The following is a 20,565-nucleotide window of genomic DNA, read 5'->3' on the forward strand; positions in this document are numbered from 1 at the left end:
TGAGAGAAGCGCGACCGAAGCTATCGCGGGCGCAGGCCGGCGGCAACGGCCGATCCGGCGAGACGGCGCTTGTTCTATTGGCCTTCGATCCGCACCAGCCTGCTGGCCCGGCCCGGATCGCGACCCGCCCGGGTCCAGTCGGCGACCTTGCGCATCAGGTCCCTCAGCACGATCGGTTTGGCCAGGTGATCATCCATGCCGGCGTCCAGGCAGGTTGCGACCTGGGCCGCGAGGACGTTCGCCGTCAGGGCGATGATCGGGGTGCGGGCGTTCAACGGCGAGGAGGCGCGGATCGCTCGGGTCGCCGCAAGGCCGTCCATGCCCGGCATCTGCATGTCCATCAGAATCAGGTCGAACGAGGACCTCATGGCGGCCTGGACCGCCTCGGCCCCGCCCGAGGCCTCGACGCACCGATGGCCGAACGCCTGCAACATGGTGCGGATCACCTCGCGATTGGGCTCGGCGTCGTCCACGACCAGGATATGGGCCGAGCGCGCCGGGGTCGCAGCGGCGTCGGCCAGGCTGAGCCCTGCCGCAGCCCGATCCGCAATCGGAGCCTTGATCGTGAACCAGAAGGTCGAACCGACGCCCTCCTCGCTCTCCACGCCGATCTCCCCGCCCATCAGCCCGACCAGACTGCGGCAGATGGCGAGCCCCAAGCCCGTACCGCCATGACGCCGGTTGATCGACGCGTCGCCCTGGGAGAAGCGCTGGAACAGCCGGCTCCGCGCCGCATCGGGGATCCCCGCGCCGGTGTCGGCCACGGCGATACGGAGAACGCCGCCATCCTTGTCCAGATAGGCCGCCCGGACCACGACCCCGCCCTCGGCGGTGAACTTGATCGCATTGGTCAGGAGGTTCAGCAGCACCTGGCGCAGGCGCGCGCTGTCCGCGTCGACGAAGGCCGGCAGTCCCGGATCGGCGATGTCGAAGCTGAGCGACAGCTTCTTCAGGGCGGCCAGTTCGGCGACCAGGTCCAGGGTCTCCTGGATGAAGCCGGCGGGATCGAAGGTGTGTGCATCGAGCTCGATCTGGCCCGCCTCGAGTTTGGAGAAGTCCAGTATGTCGTTGACCACCGACAGCAAGGTGCGGCCGGCCGTGGAGATACGCTGCGCGTAGCGGCGCTGGCGCTCGCTGAGGCCCTTTTCGGCGTCCAGCAAATCCGAAAAGCCGATCACGCCGGTCAGCGGGGTGCGGATCTCGTGGCTCATATTGGCCAGAAACTCGGCCTTGACCGCCGATGCGGCCTCGGCCCGCTCCTTAGCCTCGGCCAGCTGGCGGCTCATGCGGGTCAGGACGGCCTGCACCCGCCAGCCGACTAGGACGCCAGTCACGCAGACCAAGAGACTGAGCCCGGCCACGGCGGCGTAGGCCAGCCCGGTCGCCAGGCGCGCCACATGGCCCATCTGCTTGGAGAACTGCTGTTCGTCGGCCGTGGCGTTGCGGTCCAGCTGCTCGGCCTGGTCCAGCAATTGCTCCGTCCGGGCGCCGGGCGGCGTCGTGCGGATCTGCGGAGCCAGCCGCTCCAGGGCGATGAACTGCTCGTCGGCGGCGCGCCAGTCGCGCACGGCCTGGTCGAACGGCGGCCATCGATGGAACAGGCGAAAGCCGGTGATCAGGGTCGGCACGTCGGCCGGGGCGTTGCGCCCCTGCAGGAAGCCGCGCTCGGCGGCGGCCAGGTCCGGCCTCGGCGCCTCGAGCGCTTGGCGCGCGGCGCGATCGCCCTTGAGCACGGCAAGCGAAGCGGTGAACTGGTCGTAGTCGGCCGGTGCGCGGCCGCGGGCGTAGCGCATCAGGGCGATCACCGCCTCCTTCTGCGCCTTGGAATATTGCGCCTCGCCGGTGACGTAGGTGCGGGCGATGTTGCTGACGCTCATGCCGCCAAAGCCCAGCAGCACCACAAGGGCCTGGGCGATGATGAACACCACCGCGCTGACCAGCAGCAGCTTGCGGCCCAGGCGTGCGACGACGCTGGACGCCTCGCGCCCGTCCTTCAGCCTGGCGGCGTTTGATTGGACGCCGCGGGCGTCATCGTCCAAGTTATCGCGAGCGCCCACGGGAGCCTCAAACAAGGAGCTTCAATTCATAACGCAGAACGCAAGCAACCTGACTTGAAATACCGGACGCTGTTCATTCGCAGTTCGCCCCAATATACGCCGCCATGGTTGTCAAAACGGAATCAGACGGCTCGGAACTGCGGAAAAATATTCTTTAATTCAAACGATTCCGCTTCGGCAGCATCCCATTGCGCCGAATTCATTGGTATGAAAATACCACCGCAGGTCAAGCGACGCGTCGGACCTGCGACACAAGACCACGATCTGGAAAAATTACGCCGCCCGTCAGCGGGCGCCGTAGACCGCCATCACGTCCCTGCGCAGGCCGGCTTGGCTGTCGGGGCGGGAATAGAACATGTGGCCGCCGGGATAGACCTTCACCTGCAGGCGGTCGGCCGCGCCCATGGTCGGGATCTGCGACACGATCATCTTGGACTCGAAATAGGGGCAGGACAGGTCGTTGTAGCCGTGGACGATCAGGGCCTTCATCTTCGGGTCGATGGCCAGGGCCTGACGCAGGTCCGAGGCGGACTCGATGCTGGTGAACCAGTTCTTCTCCCAGCGCTGGTTCACCTCCGGGTTCAGCGCCTCGTAGTGGGCGTCGAGCTTCCAGCCGACTTCGCGCTGGACGAAGTCGACCATGGCCGAGGTGGTTGGGGCCAGGATGCCTTCCAGGATCGGGTCGCCGGTCTCCTGGTCGGGCGCCCACGGATAGGGATCGAAGGCGGTGACGTTGCTGTCGTACCAGCTGCCCAGCTTGCCCTGGTCACGATAGAGGGCGCGCAGGAAGGCGCGGCTCTCGATGCGGCCGCCCATGTGGCGCACATCTTCGGGATTGAGCCCGGTATAGGCGGTGACCTTGGCCACGATCCGGTCCACCGCCGCCTGGTCCTGGCGGCCGCGCAGCAGGTCGGTCATGAAATCGGTGCGGGCGTAGTTTTCCACCTCCGCCATTTGCTCGGGCGAGAGGGTCTTGCCCTGGCGCTCGTAGTTGGCGGCGGCCATGGACGGCAGGGTTTCCATCCACGACATGGGCGAGGTGTCAGGATCGGCGGCGCTGCGGCCGTCGAGGGCCGGCGAGACCATCACCACGCCGGAGACGCCGACGCCCATCGAGGTCTGCAGGTAGTGGGTGATCGCCGGGGCGCGGTAGCCGCCGTAGCTTTCGCCGACCACGTATTTCGGCGAGGCCATCCGGCCGTTCTTGCTCAGCCAGTCGTAGACGATGCGCGAGAGGTAGGCGATGTCGGTCTTGACGGTGAAGAACTTCTTGTCGGTCTCGTCGGGCTTGAGCAGCGAGCGTGAATAGCCGGTCCCGACCGGATCGATGAACACGAGGTCGGTGAAGTCGAGCCAGGTTCCGGGGTTGTCGCGCAGCACCGCGGGATCGGAGGGGCTGTCGCCCTGGGCGCCGAACTGGATGCGCTTGGGCCCGATGGCGCCGAGGTTCAGATAGACCGAGGCTGCGCCCGGGCCGCCGTTGAAGGCGAAGGTGACAGGGCGGTTCGGATCGCGCGGGCCGTCCAGGGTGTAGGCGGTGAAGACGATTTCGGCGATCTTCTTGCCGTCGGCGTCGCGCACCGGCAGCGAGCCGACCGTGGCCGTGTAGTTCAAGGTCTTGCCGGCGACGTGGGTCACCTGCTTGACGCTGGCGTCAGCGGGGAAGGCCGGCAGGTCGGGCTTGTCTGCGTCCTTCTTGTCCGCCGCCTCAGGCTTGGGCGCTTCGGCGGCGATCGCGGGGGCGGCGAAGGCGAGCACGGAGGCCGAAGCCAGCGCGATCCAGGCGGAACGGCCAAATTGTTGCGATCGAGACATGCGATTCCCCCGGGTTCGACGCTATTTCCTGCCCTATGCCATCAAACTTGGCCGGAAACAGGGCTTATCCCTTCTCCCGCATCAGCCGCCCCTGTTCGCGCTTCCAGTCGCGGTCGGCCTCGGTTTCGCGCTTGTCGTGCAGCTTCTTGCCCTTGGCCAGGGCCAGCTCCAGCTTCACCCGGCCCTTGTCGTTAAAATAGAGCCTGGTCGGGATCAGGGTGCGCCCTTCCCGCTGGACGGCGCCCAGCAGGCGGTCGATCTCCTTGCGGTGAAGCAGCAGTTTCCGCGGCCGCCGTGGCTCGTGGTTGAACCGGTTGGCCGGGCCGTATTCGGGGATATAGGCGTTGACCAGGACGATCTCGTTCCCCTCGGTCGCGGCATAGGACTCGGCGATGTTGGCCCGCCCCTCGCGCAGGGCCTTGACCTCGGTGCCGGTCAGCGACAGGCCGGCCTCGAAGGTCTGGTCCAGGAAATAGTCGAACCGCGCCCGCCGGTTCTCGGCGATCAGCTTCATTCGAGCACGCCGGCCTCGGCCATGGCCTCCAGGATCGCCGGCTTGACCGCATCGCTGCAGGGCGCGATCGGCAAGCGAACCTCGTCGGTGCAGAGGCCCAGGTGCGCCAGGGCGAACTTGGTCGGCGAAGGCGAGGAATCCAGGAACAGCGCCTTGTGCAGCCGGACCAGCTTGTCCTGCCGCGCCCGGGCGGCGTCGAAGTCGCCCTGCAGGCAGGCGTTGTAGAAGTCGGCGCAGGCCTTGGGCGCCACATTGGCGGTGACCGAGATGCAGCCGTGGCCGCCATGGGCCATGTAGCCCAGGCCGGTCGGATCGTCGCCCGACAGCATCACCCAGTCCGGCCCGCACATCAGCCGCTGGAAGCTGGTGCGGGTCATATCGCCGGTGGCGTCCTTGATGCCGACGATGTTGGGCAGCCTGGAAAGCCGCTCCAGGGTCTCGTTGGTCACGTCGCTCGAGGTCCGCGAGGGCACGTTGTAGACGATGACCGGCAGCTGGACCGCATCGTTGATCGCCGCGTAGTGGCGGTAGATGCCCTCCTGGCTCGGCCGATTGTAATAGGGCGTCACCACCAGAGCCGCATCGGCGCCGACCGCCTTGGCGTGGCCCACGAGCTCGATCGCCTCATGGGTCGAGTTGGAGCCCGCGCCGGCGATCACGGGCACACGGCCGCGCGCGGTTTGGACGCATAGTTCGACGACTCGTCTATGCTCATCATGGCTGAGAGTCGCGGTCTCGCCGGTGGTGCCCACCGGCACCAGGCCGTGGACCCCTCCAGCGATCTGCCGTTCGACCAGGGCGACGAAGGCTTTCTCGTCCAGCTGGCCGTCACGAAAGGGCGTGATCAAGGCGGGGAAGACGCCCCGGAAGAGAGGAAGGGTCATGATTTACGCAAATTGCCGTGAGAGGGAGGCGACCGTGCTTGCGGCCGTTTTCGCCGCGGACAATATGGCCCCGGGCCCCGTCGCTGCAACCGCCCAGTCGGGCGGAATTTCGGAGTAGATGATTTTGTCGGTGTCCCTGCTTCGCGCCCTTTCCGCGCTGGCGATGATCGGGCTCTTGGAAACCTCCGCCAACGCCCAGATTTCCGGCGCGCCCGCGACCGCTCCTGAAGAAGACGCCCAGACCCAGCTTCAATTCCCGCTGATCGCCCAGGCCTCGCCCTTGAGCGAATCGGACCGCAGCGCGCTCTTGACCGCCCTGCATGCGGCCAGGCGGGGAGAAGGCGCCGCGGCCCAGACGGCCATGGCCTCGATCAGCGACCCGGTGGCGCGCAAGCTGGCCCTGTGGGCCACCATCGACGCCACGGGCGAGCAGCTCTCTTTCCTGCAGCTCGACCAGGCGCGCCGCGACCTCGCCGGCTGGCCCCGGGCCCAGCGGCGCCAGCAGGCGGCGGAAAAGGTTCTGGAGACTTCCGGCCAGGGGCCTGCGGCCACCATCGCCTGGTTCGGCGGCTCCGAGCCGGTCTCGGCCATGGGCGCCATGGCCCTGGCCACGGCCTATCAGCAACTCAACCGCCAGGCCGACGCCGAGGCGCTGATCCGGCGCTGGTGGCGCAACCACGAGCTGGACCTGGAAACCCAGCACCAGATGTACAACCGCTTCGGCGCCATGCTGACGGTCGACGACCACATCAAGCGCGCCGACACCCTGCTCTACGGCCCGCAGGGCCAGTCCCTGCGCGACATGCTGCCGTTGCTTCCGCCCGACCAGAAGGCCCTGGCCGAGGCGCGCATGGCTCTGCGTGAGGACAGCTATCGCGCCCCCGGCCTGGTCGCGGCCCTGCCGGCCTCGGTGGCCGATGATCCCGGCCTGGCCATCGAGCGCGCCCGCTACCTGCACAACCGCGGCCTGGACATGGAAGCCCTGCCGCTGGTGGCCCACTTCCCCACCGACGCGCCCAATGACGACGCCGCCAGCCGCAACTGGACCGTCCGCCGGCAGATGATCAACGCGGCCCTGAAGATCGGCGACTACAAGACCGCCTATGCCGCCGCCGCCCACACGGGCCTGGCCAACGGCGAGGACTTCACCGCCGCCGAGTTCTACGCGGGCTGGATCGCCCTGGCCAAGCTGCACGACCCAGTCACGGCCGACCAGTATTTCGGCGAGATTCAAAGGGTGGGCCTGGCCCCCATCACCCAATCGCGCGCCCTCTACTGGCGCGGCCGGGCGGCCCAGGCTATGGGCGAGGACGAGGTCGCCGCCGCCTTCTTCCAGGCCGGCGCCCAGTACACCACCACCTTCTACGGCCAGCTGGCGGCCGAGCGGGCCGGCCAGACCGAGCTGGTGCTGGGCCACGACCCCAACCCCACCCCCGCCGACCGCGCCCGCTTCGACGGCCGCGAGCTGATCCGGGCCACGCGCATGCTGGGCGACCTGGACGAGCGCGACCTGTTCCGCACCTTCGTCCTGTCGGTGGACGAGACCCTGCCCGGCGGGGCCGAGAGCGCGCTGCTCATCGACCTCGCCCGTTCCTATGGCGACCAGGACCTGGCGATGAAGGTGGTGCGTAAGGCGGCGCACAACGGCCATGTGCTGCCTGAGCGCGGCTATCCGGTGCGCATGGCCCCCAGCGGCGGCGAGGCGCCCGAGCCGGCGATCGTGTTCGGCATCACCCGCCAGGAGAGCGGCTTCGACCCGCACGTGCGCTCCGGCGTCGGGGCGCGGGGCATGATGCAGCTGATGCCCGAGACCGCCCACGCCGTGGCCCGCCGCATCGGCGAGCCCTATTCGCCGAGCCGGCTGGACGAGGCCGACTACAACATGCGCCTGGGCGCAGCCTATCTGGGCCACATGATCAACGACTTCTCCGGCTCCTACGTGCTGGCGGCGGCGGCCTACAACGCCGGGCCGGGCAGGCCGGCGGAGTGGGTCACCTATTGCGGCGACCCGCGCACCTCGAGCGTCGACCCGGTGGATTTCGTCGAGTGCATCCCCTTCTCCGAGACCCGCAACTACGTCATGCGGGTGCTGGAGGCGACGGAGGTCTATCGCGCGCGGATGAACAGCGGCATCGCGCCCCTGACCCTGTCGGCGGACCTGAAGCGCGGCGGCTACACCACCTATGCCCAGAGCCTGAGCCCGGCGACCACCACATCATCGTCCGCCGAGACCCTGATCCCGTCCTCGACCACCAACCGTTAGGATCGGCCAGGATGCAGCCGGCGAGCGGCGAGGGTCGGGCCGGCGGGCGTATCGACCAGAGCCCCTTCAAGCTGGAAGGCGCGGGCGAGAATTTCCGGCGACAGGGCCTCTGACGGCGCAGCGTCGGCCAGGACGTGGTGTTCGGCGAGCACCACCAGGCGGTCGCAGGTCCGGGCCGCCAGGGTCAGGTCGTGCAGAGTGACCAGCACCGAGCGCCCCGCCCTCGCCTCCAGGCGCAGCTGCTCCAGGGCCAGGAACTGAGCGTCGGGATCGAGGCCTGCGGTGGGCTCGTCGGCCACCAGCAGGGGCGCGCGCGTGATCAGCAGCCGCGCCAAGAGCACCCGCGCCCGCTCGCCGCCGGACATGTCGAGCACGCCGCGCTCGCAAAGCTCGGCGAGCCCGACCCGGGCGAGGCCTTCCAGCGCCGCGGCGCGGGCCAGGCCGGCAGGCCGGTCGACGGCGCCCAGGGCGGCGATGCGCCAGGCCGGCAGGCTCCAGGCCACCCGCCGCTCTTGGGGCATGTAGGCGGCCAGGGCCGCGCGTTCGGCGTCCGAGAGGCCCGAGACCGGCCGGCCGCCGAGCAGGGCCTGGCCGGCGGCGAGCGGCGCGAGACCCAGGAGCGCGCGCAGCAGCGTGGTCTTGCCGGCGCCGTTGGGGCCGACCACCCCGACCATCTCGCCGGGCTCGATGTGCAGGCTGGCGGCCTCCAGCACGCTGCGGCCGGCGACGCGCACCGAGGCGCCTGCAAGTTCGCCCCGCGCCGTCATCCGCGCCAGCTCCGCGCCGCGCGCCAGGCGATGGCGGCGAACAGGGGGGCGCCGAACAGGGCCGTGACGACGCCCAGCCTAAGCTCAACCTCGGTCGGCAGGATTCGGGCCACCAAGTCCGCGCCGACCAACAGCATGGCTCCGGCCAGGGCGGAGGGCGCCAGGATCGCGGCCGGGTCGTTGCGCGCGCCGCCGCGGACCAGGTGCGGCGCGGCGAGGCCGACAAAGCCGATCACGCCCGAGATCGCCACCGCCGCTCCGGTCAGCAGCGCTGCGCCGGCGACGGCTGCGGCTCTTAAGCGCGCCATGGGCAGGCCGGACAGGGCCGCGGTCTCCTCGCCGAGGGTCATCATCAGAAGGCCGGGCCGGGCGTAGAGGCAAAGGCCGAGGCCCGCCAGCATGGCCGGCGCGGCCCACAGGGCGTCGGACCAGTCGCGATTGGCCACCGAGCCCATCAGCCAGGCCATCACCTCGGCCGTGGTCACCGGCGAAGGCGAGAAGTTGAACACCAGCGCGGTCAGGGCGCCGCCGAAGGCCGAGAGCGCCACGCCCATCAGGATCAGGGTCTCGGGCTCGCGGAAGCGCGCCGCGGCCAGCACCACCAGCCCCCCCGCCGCCAGGGCCCCGCCCAGCGCTGCGAACTGCACCGCGCCCGGCAGGGCCGAGAGGCCGAAGGCGATGGCCGTGGCCGCGCCGAGCCCGCCGCCAGCGGAGACGCCGAGCACGCCGGGCTCGGCCAGGGGGTTGCGGAGCAGGCCCTGCATCACTGCGCCCGAGAGGCCGAGCGCGGCGCCGACCAGGGCGGCGACACAGACCCGCGGCGCGCGCAGACTCCAAAGAATCTCGGCCGCGGGCGAGCCGGGACGGGTCAGGGCGTCACGATACTGGGCGGCGCTGAGCGCGGTTTCGCCCAGGGTGACCGCCAAGCCGGCCACCACCAGCAGACCGAGGGCGAGCAGGACGGTCTGGCGGGTCGGCCTCATCGCGGCGCCCGCTGCGCCAGGGCTTCGACCCCGTCGCCGATGAACCAGGCGGGGCAGCCGAGAATGCTGCCCGGCAGGCTGGCGGCGGTGCGGCCGGCGGCGAGCTTGCGCAGCACGCTCTGCCGGCCCGGCCCCCAGGCGGCGGAGCGCGCAGCAGGTCCGTCGAAGAAGCCCAGCACCATGCGGTCGGGCGGGTTCAGCACCAGCTTTTCCGTGGGCGCCGCGGCATAGCCGGGGGCGGCGGCGCCCGTCAGGCCCGCGCCGGCGAGCATGGCGTCGATCAGGGTTCCCTTGCCGGCGGTGAAGCCGCCAGGGGTGAGGTAGAAGCCGCTGCGGCCGCCCCAGGTCCCCCGCCCCGCCTTCAGCTGGGCGTCCAGGCGCGCGATCAGAGCCTCGCCCCGCGGCGCCTGGCCCAGCGCCGTCGCCACGCGCCGGAGGTTGGCGCGTACGCCGTCGAAGCCCTCCGCCTCCTCGATGCGTACGACCTTGACCCGACGCTTGGCCAGGACCGCGTCCAGCCGGGCGTCGCCGCCCCAGTAGCGCACGACGAGATCGGGCAGGGCCGCCAGGACGGACTCGGCCGTCGCGCGACGCCGCGGCAAACCGGCGGCCCGGGCCCTGAGATAAGAATCCGCGTCCCCGACGCGCGGCGAGACGCCGACGATCGAGCTGCGCGGCGCAAGCGCGATCACATACTGATCGGCGCACTGGTCGAGCGAAAATACACGCGGCGTCAACGCCCGCGCCGGACTGCTCAAGCTAACAACGATCAGGCCAAGCGCCGCCAGACCGCCCAGGGCGGGACGAGAAAAAGTGCGAAGCGGTTTTTCGCCCGCGTCCCGCTCAACCATTTCAGACTCGATCACGTCGATTTCGGATCACGTCGATCCGAAATCGACGTGATCAGGCGGGCGCATGGCGTCAGCGGGTCAGGAGGCCGTCGAAGATGCCGTCCAGCATCGTCGACATCAGGACCTCGTTGTCCTCCCAGGCCAGCTGCGTGCGGGTGATGCGCAGGGCCACCAGGCCGTGGCAGGCGCTCCAGAGCACGTGGGCGGCGATGTCGCTCTTGCCGACCCCGAGCCGACCGTCCGCCTCGATTTCGGCCACGGCGCCGTGGAAGGCCTCGTAGCAGCGCGCCGAGATGTCGGTCAGCCGCTCGTTCTGCGGGCCGCCCTCCTCGTCCGACTTCGCCAGATAGACCAGGCGATAGGCGTTGGGGTTCTCCAGGCCGAAGCGCATGTAGGCGGCCAGCATCAGCCGCACCTTGGTCACCGCGTCCAGCGGCCGGCCGGCGATCTCGGTGTTGCTGGCCAACAGCTGGCCGACCATGGTCTCGGCGATCTCGAGAAGGATCTCGTCCTTGTCGCGGAAGTGCATGTAGAGGGCGGTCGAAGACACCCCGACCTCGTCGGCGATCTTGCGGATGGTCGCGCCCTGATAGCCATCGCGCACGAAGATGGTCTCGGCCGCGCGCAAGATCTCCGCCCGGCGCAGGTGGCCGTCCCCCTTGGCCTTGCGGGCGGACTTGACGGGCTGAACGGCGGTGAGCGTCACGATCGGCGGGTCCCCACGAGAGTTAGTCTGATTCACATAGCGAAAATCCCACTGTTACCGCAAGGGAACTCCGTTTCAAGCGCAGTCAACGAACGGGCGATACTGGACGGGCCGGCCTTTCGCCGCGTAATCGGGGGCGATGAAGCTTGCTGATCCCGAAATCGCCCCCGCGCCCATCGTGATGCGCACCACCGGCTGGCGCGACTATGGCCTGGTCGACAGCGGTGGCGGGCGCAAACTGGAACGCTACGGCCCCTACAGGGTGGTGCGGCCGGAACCCCAATGCCTGTGGGCGCCGCGGCTCAGCCAAGGTGAATGGGACGCCGCCGACGCGGTGTTCGACCCGGCCGACGAGGACGAGGCCGGGCGCTGGCGCTTCAAGGCCCAGCCCAAGGACACCTGGCCGCTGGCCTGGCGGGAGATCCGCTTCAAGGGCCGCTTCACCGCCTTCCGCCACCTGGCCTTCTTTCCCGAGCAGGCGGCCAACTGGGAGTGGCTGGACGGCGCGGTCCGGGCGGGGCCGGGCAAGGTGTTGAACCTGTTCGGCTATACCGGCGTCGCCAGCCTGGTGATGGCTGCCGCCGGGGCGCAGGTGACCCATGTGGACGCCTCGAAGAAGGCGATCGGCTGGGCGCGGGAGAACGCCGAACTGTCAGGCCTGGCCGACCGGCCGATCCGCTGGATCTGCGAGGACGCCCGCCGCTATGTACAGCGCGAGGTGCGGCGCGGGGCGCAGTACGACGGCATCGTCCTGGACCCGCCGAAATACGGCCGCGGCCCCGGGGGCGAGGTCTGGCGGCTGTTCGAGGACCTGCCGGGCCTCCTGGCCGACTGCGTGCAGCTGCTCTCGCCGGATGCGTCCTTCCTCTTGCTGAACGGCTATGCCGAACGGATCTCCGGCCTGTCCCTGGCTGGGCTCACGGCCGAGGCCATGGCCGGACGTGGCGGGCGGATCGACTGGGGCGAATTGGCCCTGATGGAGGAGGTCCGCAATCCCTCCCAGGCGGCGCGGGGCGTGGGCCTGTCCTTCTTCGCCCGCTGGAGCCGCGAGCCATGAGCGCGCGCCAAGTCACCTCCCTGACCAACCCCACGGTCAAGGCTGTGCGCGCCCTGCATATGCGCAAGGAGCGCGAGGAATCGGGCCTGTTCCTGGCCGAGGGGCTGAAGCTGGTCGGCGAGGCGGTCGACCAGGGGCGCACACCGCGCATCCTGCTCTATGGCCCGGAGGCGGCCGGCATGCCGGTGCTGCGGCGCGTGGCCGAGGCCACCGAAAAGGCCGGCGGCGACGTGGTCGAGGTCAATCGCGAGATCCTGGAAAAGGTTTCCCGCCGCGATAACCCCCAGACGGTGATCGCGGTGTTTCCGCAGCTGTTCCATGACCTCATGGCGCTGAAGCCGAAGGCGGCGCGGTGCTGGGTGGCGCTGCAGGCGGTGCGCGATCCGGGCAATCTGGGCACCATCGTGCGCACGGCCGACGCCGCGGGCTGCGGCGGGGTGATCCTGGTCGGCGACTGCTGCGATCCCTATTCGGTGGAGGCGGTGCGGGCGACCATGGGCTCGATCTTCGCCGTGCCGCTGTACAAGGCGACCGTTGCCGAGTTCCTGGCCTGGCGCGCGCATTGGCCGGGCTCGGTGGTGGGCACGCTTCTGACCGCCACGATCGACCATCGCCAGGCCCGCTACGAGGACCCGACCCTGATCCTGATGGGCAATGAGCAAGCCGGCCTGCCGCCCGAGCTGGCGGCGGCCTGCGACGTCAACGTCAAGATCCCCATGCGCGGCCGCGCCGACAGCCTGAACCTGTCGGTGGCCACCGGCATCATGATCTACGCGGCGACGCCGTAGGGCGGCTTCGCCCAACCTCAGACCGGATTGTCGCTCTCGGTCGAATGCGCCAGGAAACTGCGCATGGCCCACACGCCGATGGCGAACACCACAATCCCGCACAGGGTCCCCAGCCAGAAGCCGCCGGCGGTGGCGAAGGTGATCGTCGACCAGGTGAGGAACGCGGCCAGGAAGACCAGCACCCATTTCACGCCGAGCATGAAGCGGTGATAGGCCATCGCGTGGGCGGCGAGTTCCGGTTCGGTTGTGGAAGGATGGACGGCGCTTGCGGCCATAGTACTGCTCCGGTTGTTATCGTGAGCCGTTGAGCGAGCTTAGCACAGGCCCGGGGCTTGGCTATCTGGCCGGTCATCACGAATAGCTGAGCAGTATTGAAAACGGGGTCCGAGCAGCGGCCCGGACCCCGCAATCAGGAAGCGATTACTCGCCCGTATGAGGCAGTTCCATCGGGGTCGCCTCGTGGCCCATGACCAGCTCGCCCTTGCCGAGCTTGGAGTTCCACAGGCCGAAGACGAAGTAGATGACGATGCCGCCGGCCAGATAGATGAGGAAGAAGTTCCGGGTCGCGGCGGTGGACATCAGGCTCATCAGCAAGACCGCGCACATGACTGCGCCAAGGATCGGCACCCAGGGGAACAACGGAGTCCTGAACGGCCGCTCCAGATCCGGGTGCGAGACGCGAAGGTAGAAGACCGTCACGCAGACCAGGGCGAAGGCCGCCAGCGAGCCGACGTTTGAGAGATCCGACAGGGCGTCCAGCGACAGCAGGCCCGACGCGCCGGCGGCGGCGATGCCGACGATGATGGTGTTGATCCAGGGCGTCTTGAACTTCTTGTGCACGGTGGCCAGCGAGGCCGGCAGCAGGCCGTCCTTGGACATGGTGTAGAAGATGCGGGTCTGGCCGTAGAGCAGCACCAGCATGACGCTGGAAAGGCCGGCGATGGCGCCGATCTTCACCAGGATGGCGAACCACGGCATGCCGATCTGGTTCACCGCGGTGGCGATCGGGGCGGGATTGTCCAGCGAGGCGTAGGGCACGATGCCCACCAGCACGCCGGAGGTGAGGATGTAGAGGATGGTGCAGATGACCAGGGCGCCCAGGATGCCGATCGGCATGTCGCGGGACGGGTTGCGCGCCTCGGCCCCGGCGGTGGAGACCGCCTCGAAGCCCAGGTAGGCGAAGAAGATCACGGCGGCGGCGTGGATCACCCCGCCGACGCCATAGCGCGAATGGCTGTTGCCGGTGATCACGTCGCCCAGGGCGCGGAAGATCTGGTGGCCCATGTCCATGGGGGTGCCCGGGGGCGGCGCCGGAACCTGGGCCGGGATCAGCGGCGACCAGTTGGAGGGATGCACGAAGCGCGAGCCGATGACGATGAAGGCGATGACCACGGTCAGCTTGATGAACACGACGATGTTGTTGACCGTCGCCGATTCCGACACGCCCGCTACGAGCAGGCAGGTGACGGCGCCGATAACCAGCGCAGCCGGCAGGTTCATGACGCCCGTGCCGATCACATGGCCCCCCGCGTCGGTCACAGAAACCCCGGGGGCCGCTGTGAGCGCTGGCGGTATGTGTACGCCCACGTCCTGCAAGAGGCTGACGGCGTAGCCCGACCAGCCCACCGCCACGGTCGAGGCCGCCAGGCCGTATTCGAGCAGCAGCAAAAGGCCCATCACCCAGGCCACCACCTCGCCCATCGAGGCGTAGGTGTAGGAATAGGCTGAACCTGAGACCGGCAGGGCCGAAGCCAGTTCGGCGTAGCAGAGCGCGACGAAGGCGCAGAGTATGCCGGTGATGACGAACGAGATCATGATGCCGGGGCCGGCGAACTGAGCCGCAGCACGACCGGTCAGAACGAAGATACCGGTGCCGATCACGCAGCCGATGCCGAGAAGAACCAGATTGAGCGCGCCCAGGGACCGCTTCAGTTCGCCGTGTTCGTGTTCGGCCTGAATCTGTGCGACCGATTTTCGTAAGAATATGCGCCCGATGCCTCGGCCGGGGGCTGCAACATTCGCCATCTGGTTGTCCCTGTATTCCCTATTTAGCCCGGTGCGTATGCCGAGGAAGGGCGCAAGCTAGCGAGGTCGATGCGTTCGGGCAATCTCGCACCGCAACATGATCGCCGCTCACCCCTTCATGCCGCTGAGACGCGGATTGGTGCAAGAATATGCCTAGGCCACGATCACGCCGGCTTTGGATCGAGACGATCCAAAGCCGAAAAGCGTGATCGATTCCTAGGACTAGGGCGGGGTGCGAGCGGAAAACCGCTTCGCACTTTTCCTCACCCCGCCCTCGGCTTAGCTCTCAAGGTCGGCGCCGCGGCGGCGGGGTCTTCGGGCCAGACGTGCTTGGGATAGCGCCCCCGCATGTCCTTGCGCACATCGCTCCACGAGCCGCGCCAGAAGCCCGGCAGGTCCTTGGTCAGCTGGATCGGGCGGTGGGCCGGCGAAAGCAGGGCCAGGGTCAGCGGGACGCTGCGGCCGACTGTGGGATGGACGTTGAGCCCAAACAGCTCCTGCACTCGGATGTCGACCCTGGGCCCACCCTCGGCGGCGTAATCAATGGCGTGGGTGGTTCCGGTCGGGGCCGTCCAGCGCACCGGAGCCTCCGCGTCGAGGCGGCGCAGGACATCCCAGGGCGCGAGGCCGCGCAGGGCTTCCAGGAGGTCCGAATCAGCAAGGCCGTTCAGCGACGTGCGGCCCGCCAGCAAAGGCCCTAGCCAGGCCTCGAGGTCCGCCAGCAGCGCTTCGTCCGAGAAGTCGGGCGCCTCGCCCCCGCTGGCCCGCACGAAGGCGGCGCGCTCGCGCAAGGAGCGACTGGCGGCGCCCCAGGGCAGGGCCTCGAGCCCACGCCGGCGGACCTCGTCCAGCAGGGCGGCGCGAATCAGGGCGGGGTCCGGGTCGGTGATCAGGCGCTCCTCGACCGCGAGCCGGCCCAGCCACAGGGTTTCCTTGGCTCGAAGGCGCCCGTTCGGCGACGCCTCCAGCCGCTCTTCGCGCACCAGCCGATCGGCGAACGCGACCCTCAGCGCCGTCTCGTCGAGGCGGGCGGCCAGCAGGATTCGGTCGCGGGCCTCGCCGGCGCCCAGTTCGGCCACCGCCAGCCAGGGCTCGCGGGCCAGCGAATCGGCGGGATCGAGGGTCACGCCGCGGCCGTTGGCGAGCTGGTATTCGCCGGGCTTGCCGCGGGCCTTGGCGATCCGCTCGGGAAAGGCCTCGGCCACCAGCAGGCCGTCGTCAATTTCGCCTTTGGAATCACCGCCGCCCGCAAGCCGCGCCCAGCGATCGGCCAGGGCGGCGGCGCCCTTGGCCCGGGGGCCGGAATCGCGCGCAAAGCCTTCCAGGCGCGTGGCGATGTCGGCCGAGCGGCCGCCGAGGCCGCGCTCGGTCAGCAGGGCGGCGATGCGGGCCGCACGGCGGCCGGCGCCCCTCGCCGCCCCCGCCATGACCATGTGCGCCAGGCGCGGGGCCAAGGGCAGCTCGCCCATGGCTCGCCCGTGGGCCGTGAGCGCGCCGGCCGCATCCAGGGCGCCCAGGCGGGTCAGCAGGGCCCGCGCCTCGGCCAGGGCCGCCGCGGGCGGCCGGTCGAGCAGGCTGAGCTCGTCGGCGTCCCGTGCGCCCCAGCGGGCCAGGTCCAGGGCCAGGCGCGAGAGGTCGGTCTCCAGGATCTCTGGCCGCTCGAAAGCGATCAGGGAGCGGGTCTCGGGCTCATCCCACAGGCGGTAGCAGACCCCAGGGGCGGTGCGCCCCGCCCGCCCCCGCCGCTGGTCGGCCGAGGCGCGGGAGACGCGCACGGTCTCCAGGCGGGTCAGGCCGCTGGCCGGATCGAAGCGGGGGACACGGGCCAGGCCGGCGTCGATCACGACGCGGACGCCTTCGAGGGTCAGGCTGGTCTCGGCGATGGCGGTGGCGAGCACCACCTTGCGCCGGCCTGGGGGCGACGGAGCGATGGCCCGGTCCTGGTCCTTGGGCTCGAGGGCGCCGTAGAGCGGGGCGATGTCGATGTTGGAGCCTTCGAAGCGCGCGGCCAGCCGCTCGGCGGTGCGCAGGATCTCGCCCTGGCCCGGCAGGAAGACGAGGACGCCGCCCTCCGCTTCCGCCAGCGCCTTGCGCACCGCCCGCTCGGCCTGGTCCTCGATCCGGGCCGCGGGATCGCGGCCGAGGTAGCGGGTCTCGACCGGATAGGCGCGCCCCTGGCTCTCGATCACCGGGGCGCCGTCCAAAAGCCGCGCCACCGCCGCGCCGTCCAGGGTCGCGGACATGACCACCAGCCTCAGATCGGGGCGAAGCAGGCCCTGGCTGTCGCGGGCGAAGGCGAGACCCAGGTCGGCGTCGAGGCTGCGCTCGTGGAATTCGTCGAACAGCACCGCGGCCACCCCGTCGAGGCCGGGGTCGGCGGTGATCATGCGGGTGAAGACGCCCTCGGTGACCACCTCGATCCGGGTGCGGGCCGAAACCCTGGATTCCAGCCGCACGCGGAAGCCGACGGTCTCGCCGACAGGCTCGCCCAGGCTCTGGGCCATGCGCGCCGCCGCGGCCCGCGCCGCCAGCCGCCGCGGCTCCAGGACGATCAGCTTGCCCCCGGCTACCCAGGGCTCGTCCTTCAGGGCCAGGGGCGCGACCGTGGTCTTGCCGGCGCCCGGCGGGGCCACCACCACGGCGCAGCTGCGCTCGGCGAGGGCGGCCTTCAGGGCCGGAAGGGCGTCGTGGATCGGCAGCATCGCGCCTGCCATAGCCGCGAGCGCCGCCCGCGTCATCCGGGCGCGGCGTTTCGCGAGGGATTGGTGATCGGCGATCAGGCCCCTATTCTAGGCTTAGCCCCCGCCGCTTGGATGTTCGATGAGCGATACCCAGACCGCCCCCCTACCGATCAAGGCCGTGATCGCCCCGGTCACGCCGCTGCAGCAGAACTGCACCATCGTCTGGTGCGTGAAGACGAAGAAGGCGGCGGTGATCGACCCGGGCGGCGAGGTCCAGCGGCTGCTGCACGCCATCGACGACCAGGGCCTGACGCTGGAAAAGATCTGGATCACCCACGGCCACCTGGACCATGCCGGCGCCGCCTCGGCGCTGAAGGCGGCCACCGGGGTTCCGATCGAGGGGCCGCACAAGGACGACCAGTTCTGGATCGACCAGATCGAAGCCAGCGGCCAGCGCTATGGCATGCCCGACGCGCGCGGCTTCACCCCCGACCGCTGGCTGGACGACGGCGACGTGGTCACCCTGGGCGAGACCGAGTTCGAAGTCTATCACACCCCCGGACACACGCCGGGGCACATCGTCTTCTTCCATCGCCAGGCCATGTTCGCCCAGGTCGGCGACGTGCTGTTCCAGGGCTCGATCGGCCGCACCGACTTCCCGCGCGGCGACTATCGCCAGCTGATCGAGTCCATCACCGGCAAATTGTGGCCGCTGGGCGACCAGGTGCGCTTCGTGCCGGGCCATGGACCCATGTCGACCTTTGGCGCGGAGCGGCGGATCAACCCCTTCGTTTCCGACGAAGCCCTTGAAATCGATCGTGAACTGAGGGGCTGACGGCGGGGTTTCACCGGTGAAATCTGTATGCCATCACCCTTTGGGATAAAAGGGGCATGGAAACCGACATGCAAGACGCCCAAGGCCGCACCGAACAGGATCCGCTGGCCCATGTGCTGATGGTCGACGATGATCCCGGGATCCGCGACGCGGTCTCCGATTTCCTGCGGCGGCACGGCTATGCGGTGGAGACCGCGGCCGACGGGCAGGAGATGGAGGCGATGCTGAGCCGCGGCAGCATCGACCTGATCGTGCTCGACATCATGCTCCCCGGCGAGGACGGCCTGGCCATCTGTCGGCGCATGGCGGGCGGAGAGGCGCCGGCCATCATCATGCTGAGCGCCATGGGCGACGAGACCGACCGCATCATCGGCCTGGAGCTGGGCGCCGACGACTATCTGCCCAAGCCCTGCAATCCGCGCGAGTTGCTGGCCCGCATCCGGGCGGTGCTGCGCCGACGGCAGGAGCCGCGGGCGTCGAGCGACCCGCCGCTGGGCGCCGGCTGCAGCTTCGCCGGCTGGCGGCTGGACCTGGTCCGACGCGAGCTGCGTTCGCCCCAGGGGGTGATCGTCAACCTGTCGAGCGGCGAGTTCACCCTGCTGCAGGCGTTCATCGAGCGGCCGCAGCGGGTGCTGACCCGCGACCGCCTGCTGGACCTGGCCCGCGGCCCGGACAGCGACGCCTATGACCGGGCGATCGACGTGCAGATCAGCCGCCTGCGCCGCAAGCTGGATGACGGCGTCGGCGGCCAGGAACTGATCCGCACCGTGCGCAACGAGGGCTATGTGTTTACGGCCCGCGTCACCCGGACATGACGACGGCGGAGGCCCAGCCCAGCGCCCGGCGGCGCGCCGCCGCCCCCCTGTTCCTGCAGGCCCTGGCGCTCAGCGTGCTGAGCCTTCTGGCGGCGATCGCCATCAACCTCTTGGTGATCTTCAACCTGCCGGCGCCCCTGCCCTATTTCTACCGGGTCAGCGAGATCGCCCAGCTGATCAGAACCGGCAAGGCCGCGGTTGAGAAGGATCGGCCGATCCTGACCGCCCACTATGCCGACAGGCCGGACAAGGGGGCGGACTTCGACCGGCGCGACATGCCGCTGCACCGCAAGGAGTTGGGCGACCTGATCGGCGTCGATCCCAGCCGGATCGCCTTCCTGGTCGAATTCTCGCGCTATCCCGACCGGCGGGCCATCCGCCTGATCCGCAGCCAGATGGCGCATGACGGGCGCCTGGCCGACGACCATTTCGTCATCGCCCCGTTCAGCGTCTCGGTGCAGCAGCCGGACGGGCGCTGGCTGATCGTCGAACCCAAGCACACCCTTCAGCCCTCGCCCTGGCAGCGGCGGCTTTTGCTGTGGCTGGGCCTGAGCCTGGTGGCGCTGATCCCGCTGGCCTACATCTTTTCGCGCCGCCTCGCCGCGCCGATCGTGGCCTTCGCCAAGGCCGCCGAGCGCCTGGGCCGCGACCCCCATGCCGAGCCCCTGGCCTTGCGCGGCCCGGCCGAGGTCGGGGTAGCGGTCAGCGCCTTCAACGAGATGCAGGAGCGCCTCTCCCGCTATGTCGGCGACCGCACCGCCATGGTCGGGGCCATCGCCCACGACCTGAGGACGCCCCTGACCCGAATCCGCTTCCGCCTGGAGGAGGCGCCCGAGCCGTTGCGCGAGAAGATGGTCGCAGACATCGCCGAGATGGAGGCGATGATTTCGGGCACCCTGGCCTTCGTGCGCGACGCCTCCAAGCGCGCCGACCGCTCCAAGCTGGAGCTGTCCTCGCTGCTGGAAAGCCTGGCTGACGAGATGAGCGAGACGGGCCTTGATGTCTCGGTCGCCCATGCCGAGCGGGTGGTGGTCGAGGGCGATCCGATCGACCTCAAGCGCCTGTTCAACAACCTGCTGGAAAACGCCATCAAGTTCGGCGGCTCGGCCAGGGTCGGGGTCAGCGCCGCGGGCGACGCCGCCGTGGTCGAAATCGACGACAAGGGACCCGGCATTCCCGAGACAGAGCTGGAGCGGGTCTTTGAGCCTTTCTATAGGCGCGAGGGCTCCAGGTCGCGGGACACGGGCGGTATCGGCCTGGGCCTTCCGGTGGTGCGCTCGATCGCCAGGGCTCACGGCGGAGATGCTACGTTGCACAACCGGCCAGGGGGTGGCCTGACCGCGCGAGTGCTCCTTCCGCTCGGGGCCGTGTGAGTTTTTGTGCGGGGTTCGAGACGCGTCCCTGACGGGCCGCTCCTCGCCATGACTAAGTTTGGGCGCCCTTCGCAAAACCCCTCATAGTGGGGAGCCCGCACCAGCGGGCGTCTCGAACCACGCGCAGCCCTGTTAGCTTCTCTATCCGCCG

Annotated in this window: 17 protein-coding genes; 6 read left to right on the forward strand and 11 right to left on the reverse strand. The window is 69.6% G+C overall.

Going from position 1 to position 20,565, the window contains the following annotated elements:
- Positions 1 to 74: 74 nt before the first annotated feature.
- The 4 genes from KCG34_RS03865 to dapA form a co-directional block, all read right to left on the reverse strand.
- Entirely contained in the window at positions 75 to 2,057 is a 1,983-nt protein-coding gene (locus KCG34_RS03865) for a hybrid sensor histidine kinase/response regulator (RefSeq protein WP_211939084.1), read from the reverse strand.
- A 285-nt stretch (positions 2,058 to 2,342) separates the two neighbouring features.
- Positions 2,343 to 3,872 (reverse strand): S10 family peptidase, encoded by a 1,530-nt coding sequence (locus KCG34_RS03870; RefSeq protein WP_211939085.1) that lies wholly within the window; start codon positions 3,870 to 3,872, stop codon positions 2,343 to 2,345.
- 64 nt (positions 3,873 to 3,936) lie between these two features.
- A complete protein-coding gene (gene smpB / locus KCG34_RS03875) occupies positions 3,937 to 4,386 on the reverse strand; it encodes an SsrA-binding protein SmpB (protein ID WP_211939086.1) in 450 nt (149 codons plus the stop codon).
- A complete protein-coding gene (dapA, locus tag KCG34_RS03880; RefSeq protein WP_211939087.1) occupies positions 4,383 to 5,270 on the reverse strand; it encodes a 4-hydroxy-tetrahydrodipicolinate synthase in 888 nt (295 codons plus the stop codon). The genes smpB and dapA overlap by 4 nt, the downstream gene beginning before the upstream one ends.
- A gap of 130 nt (positions 5,271 to 5,400) precedes the next feature.
- Here dapA and KCG34_RS03885 point away from each other — a divergent pair, with 130 nt between their 5' ends.
- The gene (locus KCG34_RS03885) at positions 5,401 to 7,533 is read left to right on the forward strand and encodes a lytic transglycosylase domain-containing protein (RefSeq protein ID WP_249138207.1); all 2,133 of its coding nucleotides are present in this window, start codon (positions 5,401 to 5,403) and stop codon (positions 7,531 to 7,533) included.
- Here KCG34_RS03885 and KCG34_RS03890 read toward each other — a convergent pair.
- From KCG34_RS03890 to KCG34_RS03905, 4 genes are all read right to left on the reverse strand, one after another.
- Entirely contained in the window at positions 7,530 to 8,300 is a 771-nt protein-coding gene (locus KCG34_RS03890; RefSeq protein WP_211939088.1) for an ABC transporter ATP-binding protein, read from the reverse strand. The genes KCG34_RS03885 and KCG34_RS03890 overlap by 4 nt on opposite strands.
- On the reverse strand, positions 8,297 to 9,283 hold the full coding sequence (locus tag KCG34_RS03895) for a FecCD family ABC transporter permease (protein WP_211939089.1): 987 nt from the start codon (positions 9,281 to 9,283) through the stop codon (positions 8,297 to 8,299). The genes KCG34_RS03890 and KCG34_RS03895 overlap by 4 nt, the downstream gene beginning before the upstream one ends.
- A complete protein-coding gene (locus KCG34_RS03900) occupies positions 9,280 to 10,020 on the reverse strand; it encodes an ABC transporter substrate-binding protein (RefSeq protein ID WP_249138208.1) in 741 nt (246 codons plus the stop codon). The genes KCG34_RS03895 and KCG34_RS03900 overlap by 4 nt, the downstream gene beginning before the upstream one ends.
- Positions 10,021 to 10,204: 184 nt before the next feature.
- Positions 10,205 to 10,840 (reverse strand): TetR/AcrR family transcriptional regulator, encoded by a 636-nt coding sequence (locus KCG34_RS03905; RefSeq protein WP_211939090.1) that lies wholly within the window; start codon positions 10,838 to 10,840, stop codon positions 10,205 to 10,207.
- Positions 10,841 to 10,979: 139 nt separating this feature from the next.
- Between KCG34_RS03905 and KCG34_RS03910 the strand changes: the two genes are divergently transcribed.
- Both KCG34_RS03910 and KCG34_RS03915 read left to right on the forward strand, forming a co-directional pair.
- Positions 10,980 to 11,897, forward strand: coding sequence for a class I SAM-dependent methyltransferase (locus KCG34_RS03910; protein WP_211939091.1), 918 nt, complete (start codon positions 10,980 to 10,982; stop codon positions 11,895 to 11,897).
- On the forward strand, positions 11,894 to 12,685 hold the full coding sequence (locus KCG34_RS03915; RefSeq protein WP_211939092.1) for a TrmH family RNA methyltransferase: 792 nt from the start codon (positions 11,894 to 11,896) through the stop codon (positions 12,683 to 12,685). The genes KCG34_RS03910 and KCG34_RS03915 overlap by 4 nt, the downstream gene beginning before the upstream one ends.
- Positions 12,686 to 12,702: 17 nt before the next feature.
- Here the strand turns inward: KCG34_RS03915 and KCG34_RS03920 are convergent, their stop codons facing one another.
- The 3 genes from KCG34_RS03920 to hrpB all read right to left on the reverse strand — a co-directional run bounded on the left by KCG34_RS03920 (position 12,703) and on the right by hrpB (position 17,412).
- A complete protein-coding gene (locus tag KCG34_RS03920) occupies positions 12,703 to 12,960 on the reverse strand; it encodes a hypothetical protein (RefSeq protein ID WP_211939093.1) in 258 nt (85 codons plus the stop codon).
- 145 nt (positions 12,961 to 13,105) lie between these two features.
- On the reverse strand, positions 13,106 to 14,710 hold the full coding sequence (locus tag KCG34_RS03925) for an APC family permease (protein WP_211939094.1): 1,605 nt from the start codon (positions 14,708 to 14,710) through the stop codon (positions 13,106 to 13,108).
- A gap of 263 nt (positions 14,711 to 14,973) precedes the next feature.
- Positions 14,974 to 17,412 carry an ATP-dependent helicase HrpB gene (gene hrpB / locus KCG34_RS03930; protein WP_211939095.1) on the reverse strand — a complete coding sequence of 813 codons (2,439 nt, stop codon included), beginning with the start codon at positions 17,410 to 17,412 and terminating at the stop codon, positions 14,974 to 14,976.
- 118 nt (positions 17,413 to 17,530) lie between these two features.
- On the opposite strand from hrpB, the gene KCG34_RS03935 reads away from it, so the two are divergent.
- The 3 genes from KCG34_RS03935 to KCG34_RS03945 all read left to right on the forward strand — a co-directional run bounded on the left by KCG34_RS03935 (position 17,531) and on the right by KCG34_RS03945 (position 20,414).
- Positions 17,531 to 18,226 carry an MBL fold metallo-hydrolase gene (locus KCG34_RS03935; protein WP_211939096.1) on the forward strand — a complete coding sequence of 232 codons (696 nt, stop codon included), beginning with the start codon at positions 17,531 to 17,533 and terminating at the stop codon, positions 18,224 to 18,226.
- Positions 18,227 to 18,294: 68 nt separating this feature from the next.
- On the forward strand, positions 18,295 to 19,041 hold the full coding sequence (locus tag KCG34_RS03940) for a response regulator (protein WP_249138209.1): 747 nt from the start codon (positions 18,295 to 18,297) through the stop codon (positions 19,039 to 19,041).
- On the forward strand, positions 19,038 to 20,414 hold the full coding sequence (locus KCG34_RS03945; RefSeq protein ID WP_211939098.1) for an ATP-binding protein: 1,377 nt from the start codon (positions 19,038 to 19,040) through the stop codon (positions 20,412 to 20,414). The genes KCG34_RS03940 and KCG34_RS03945 overlap by 4 nt, the downstream gene beginning before the upstream one ends.
- Positions 20,415 to 20,565: the final 151 nt, after the last annotated feature.

The organism is Phenylobacterium montanum (assembly GCF_018135625.1).
In the GTDB taxonomy this organism is placed as follows: domain Bacteria; phylum Pseudomonadota; class Alphaproteobacteria; order Caulobacterales; family Caulobacteraceae; genus Poindextera; species Poindextera montana.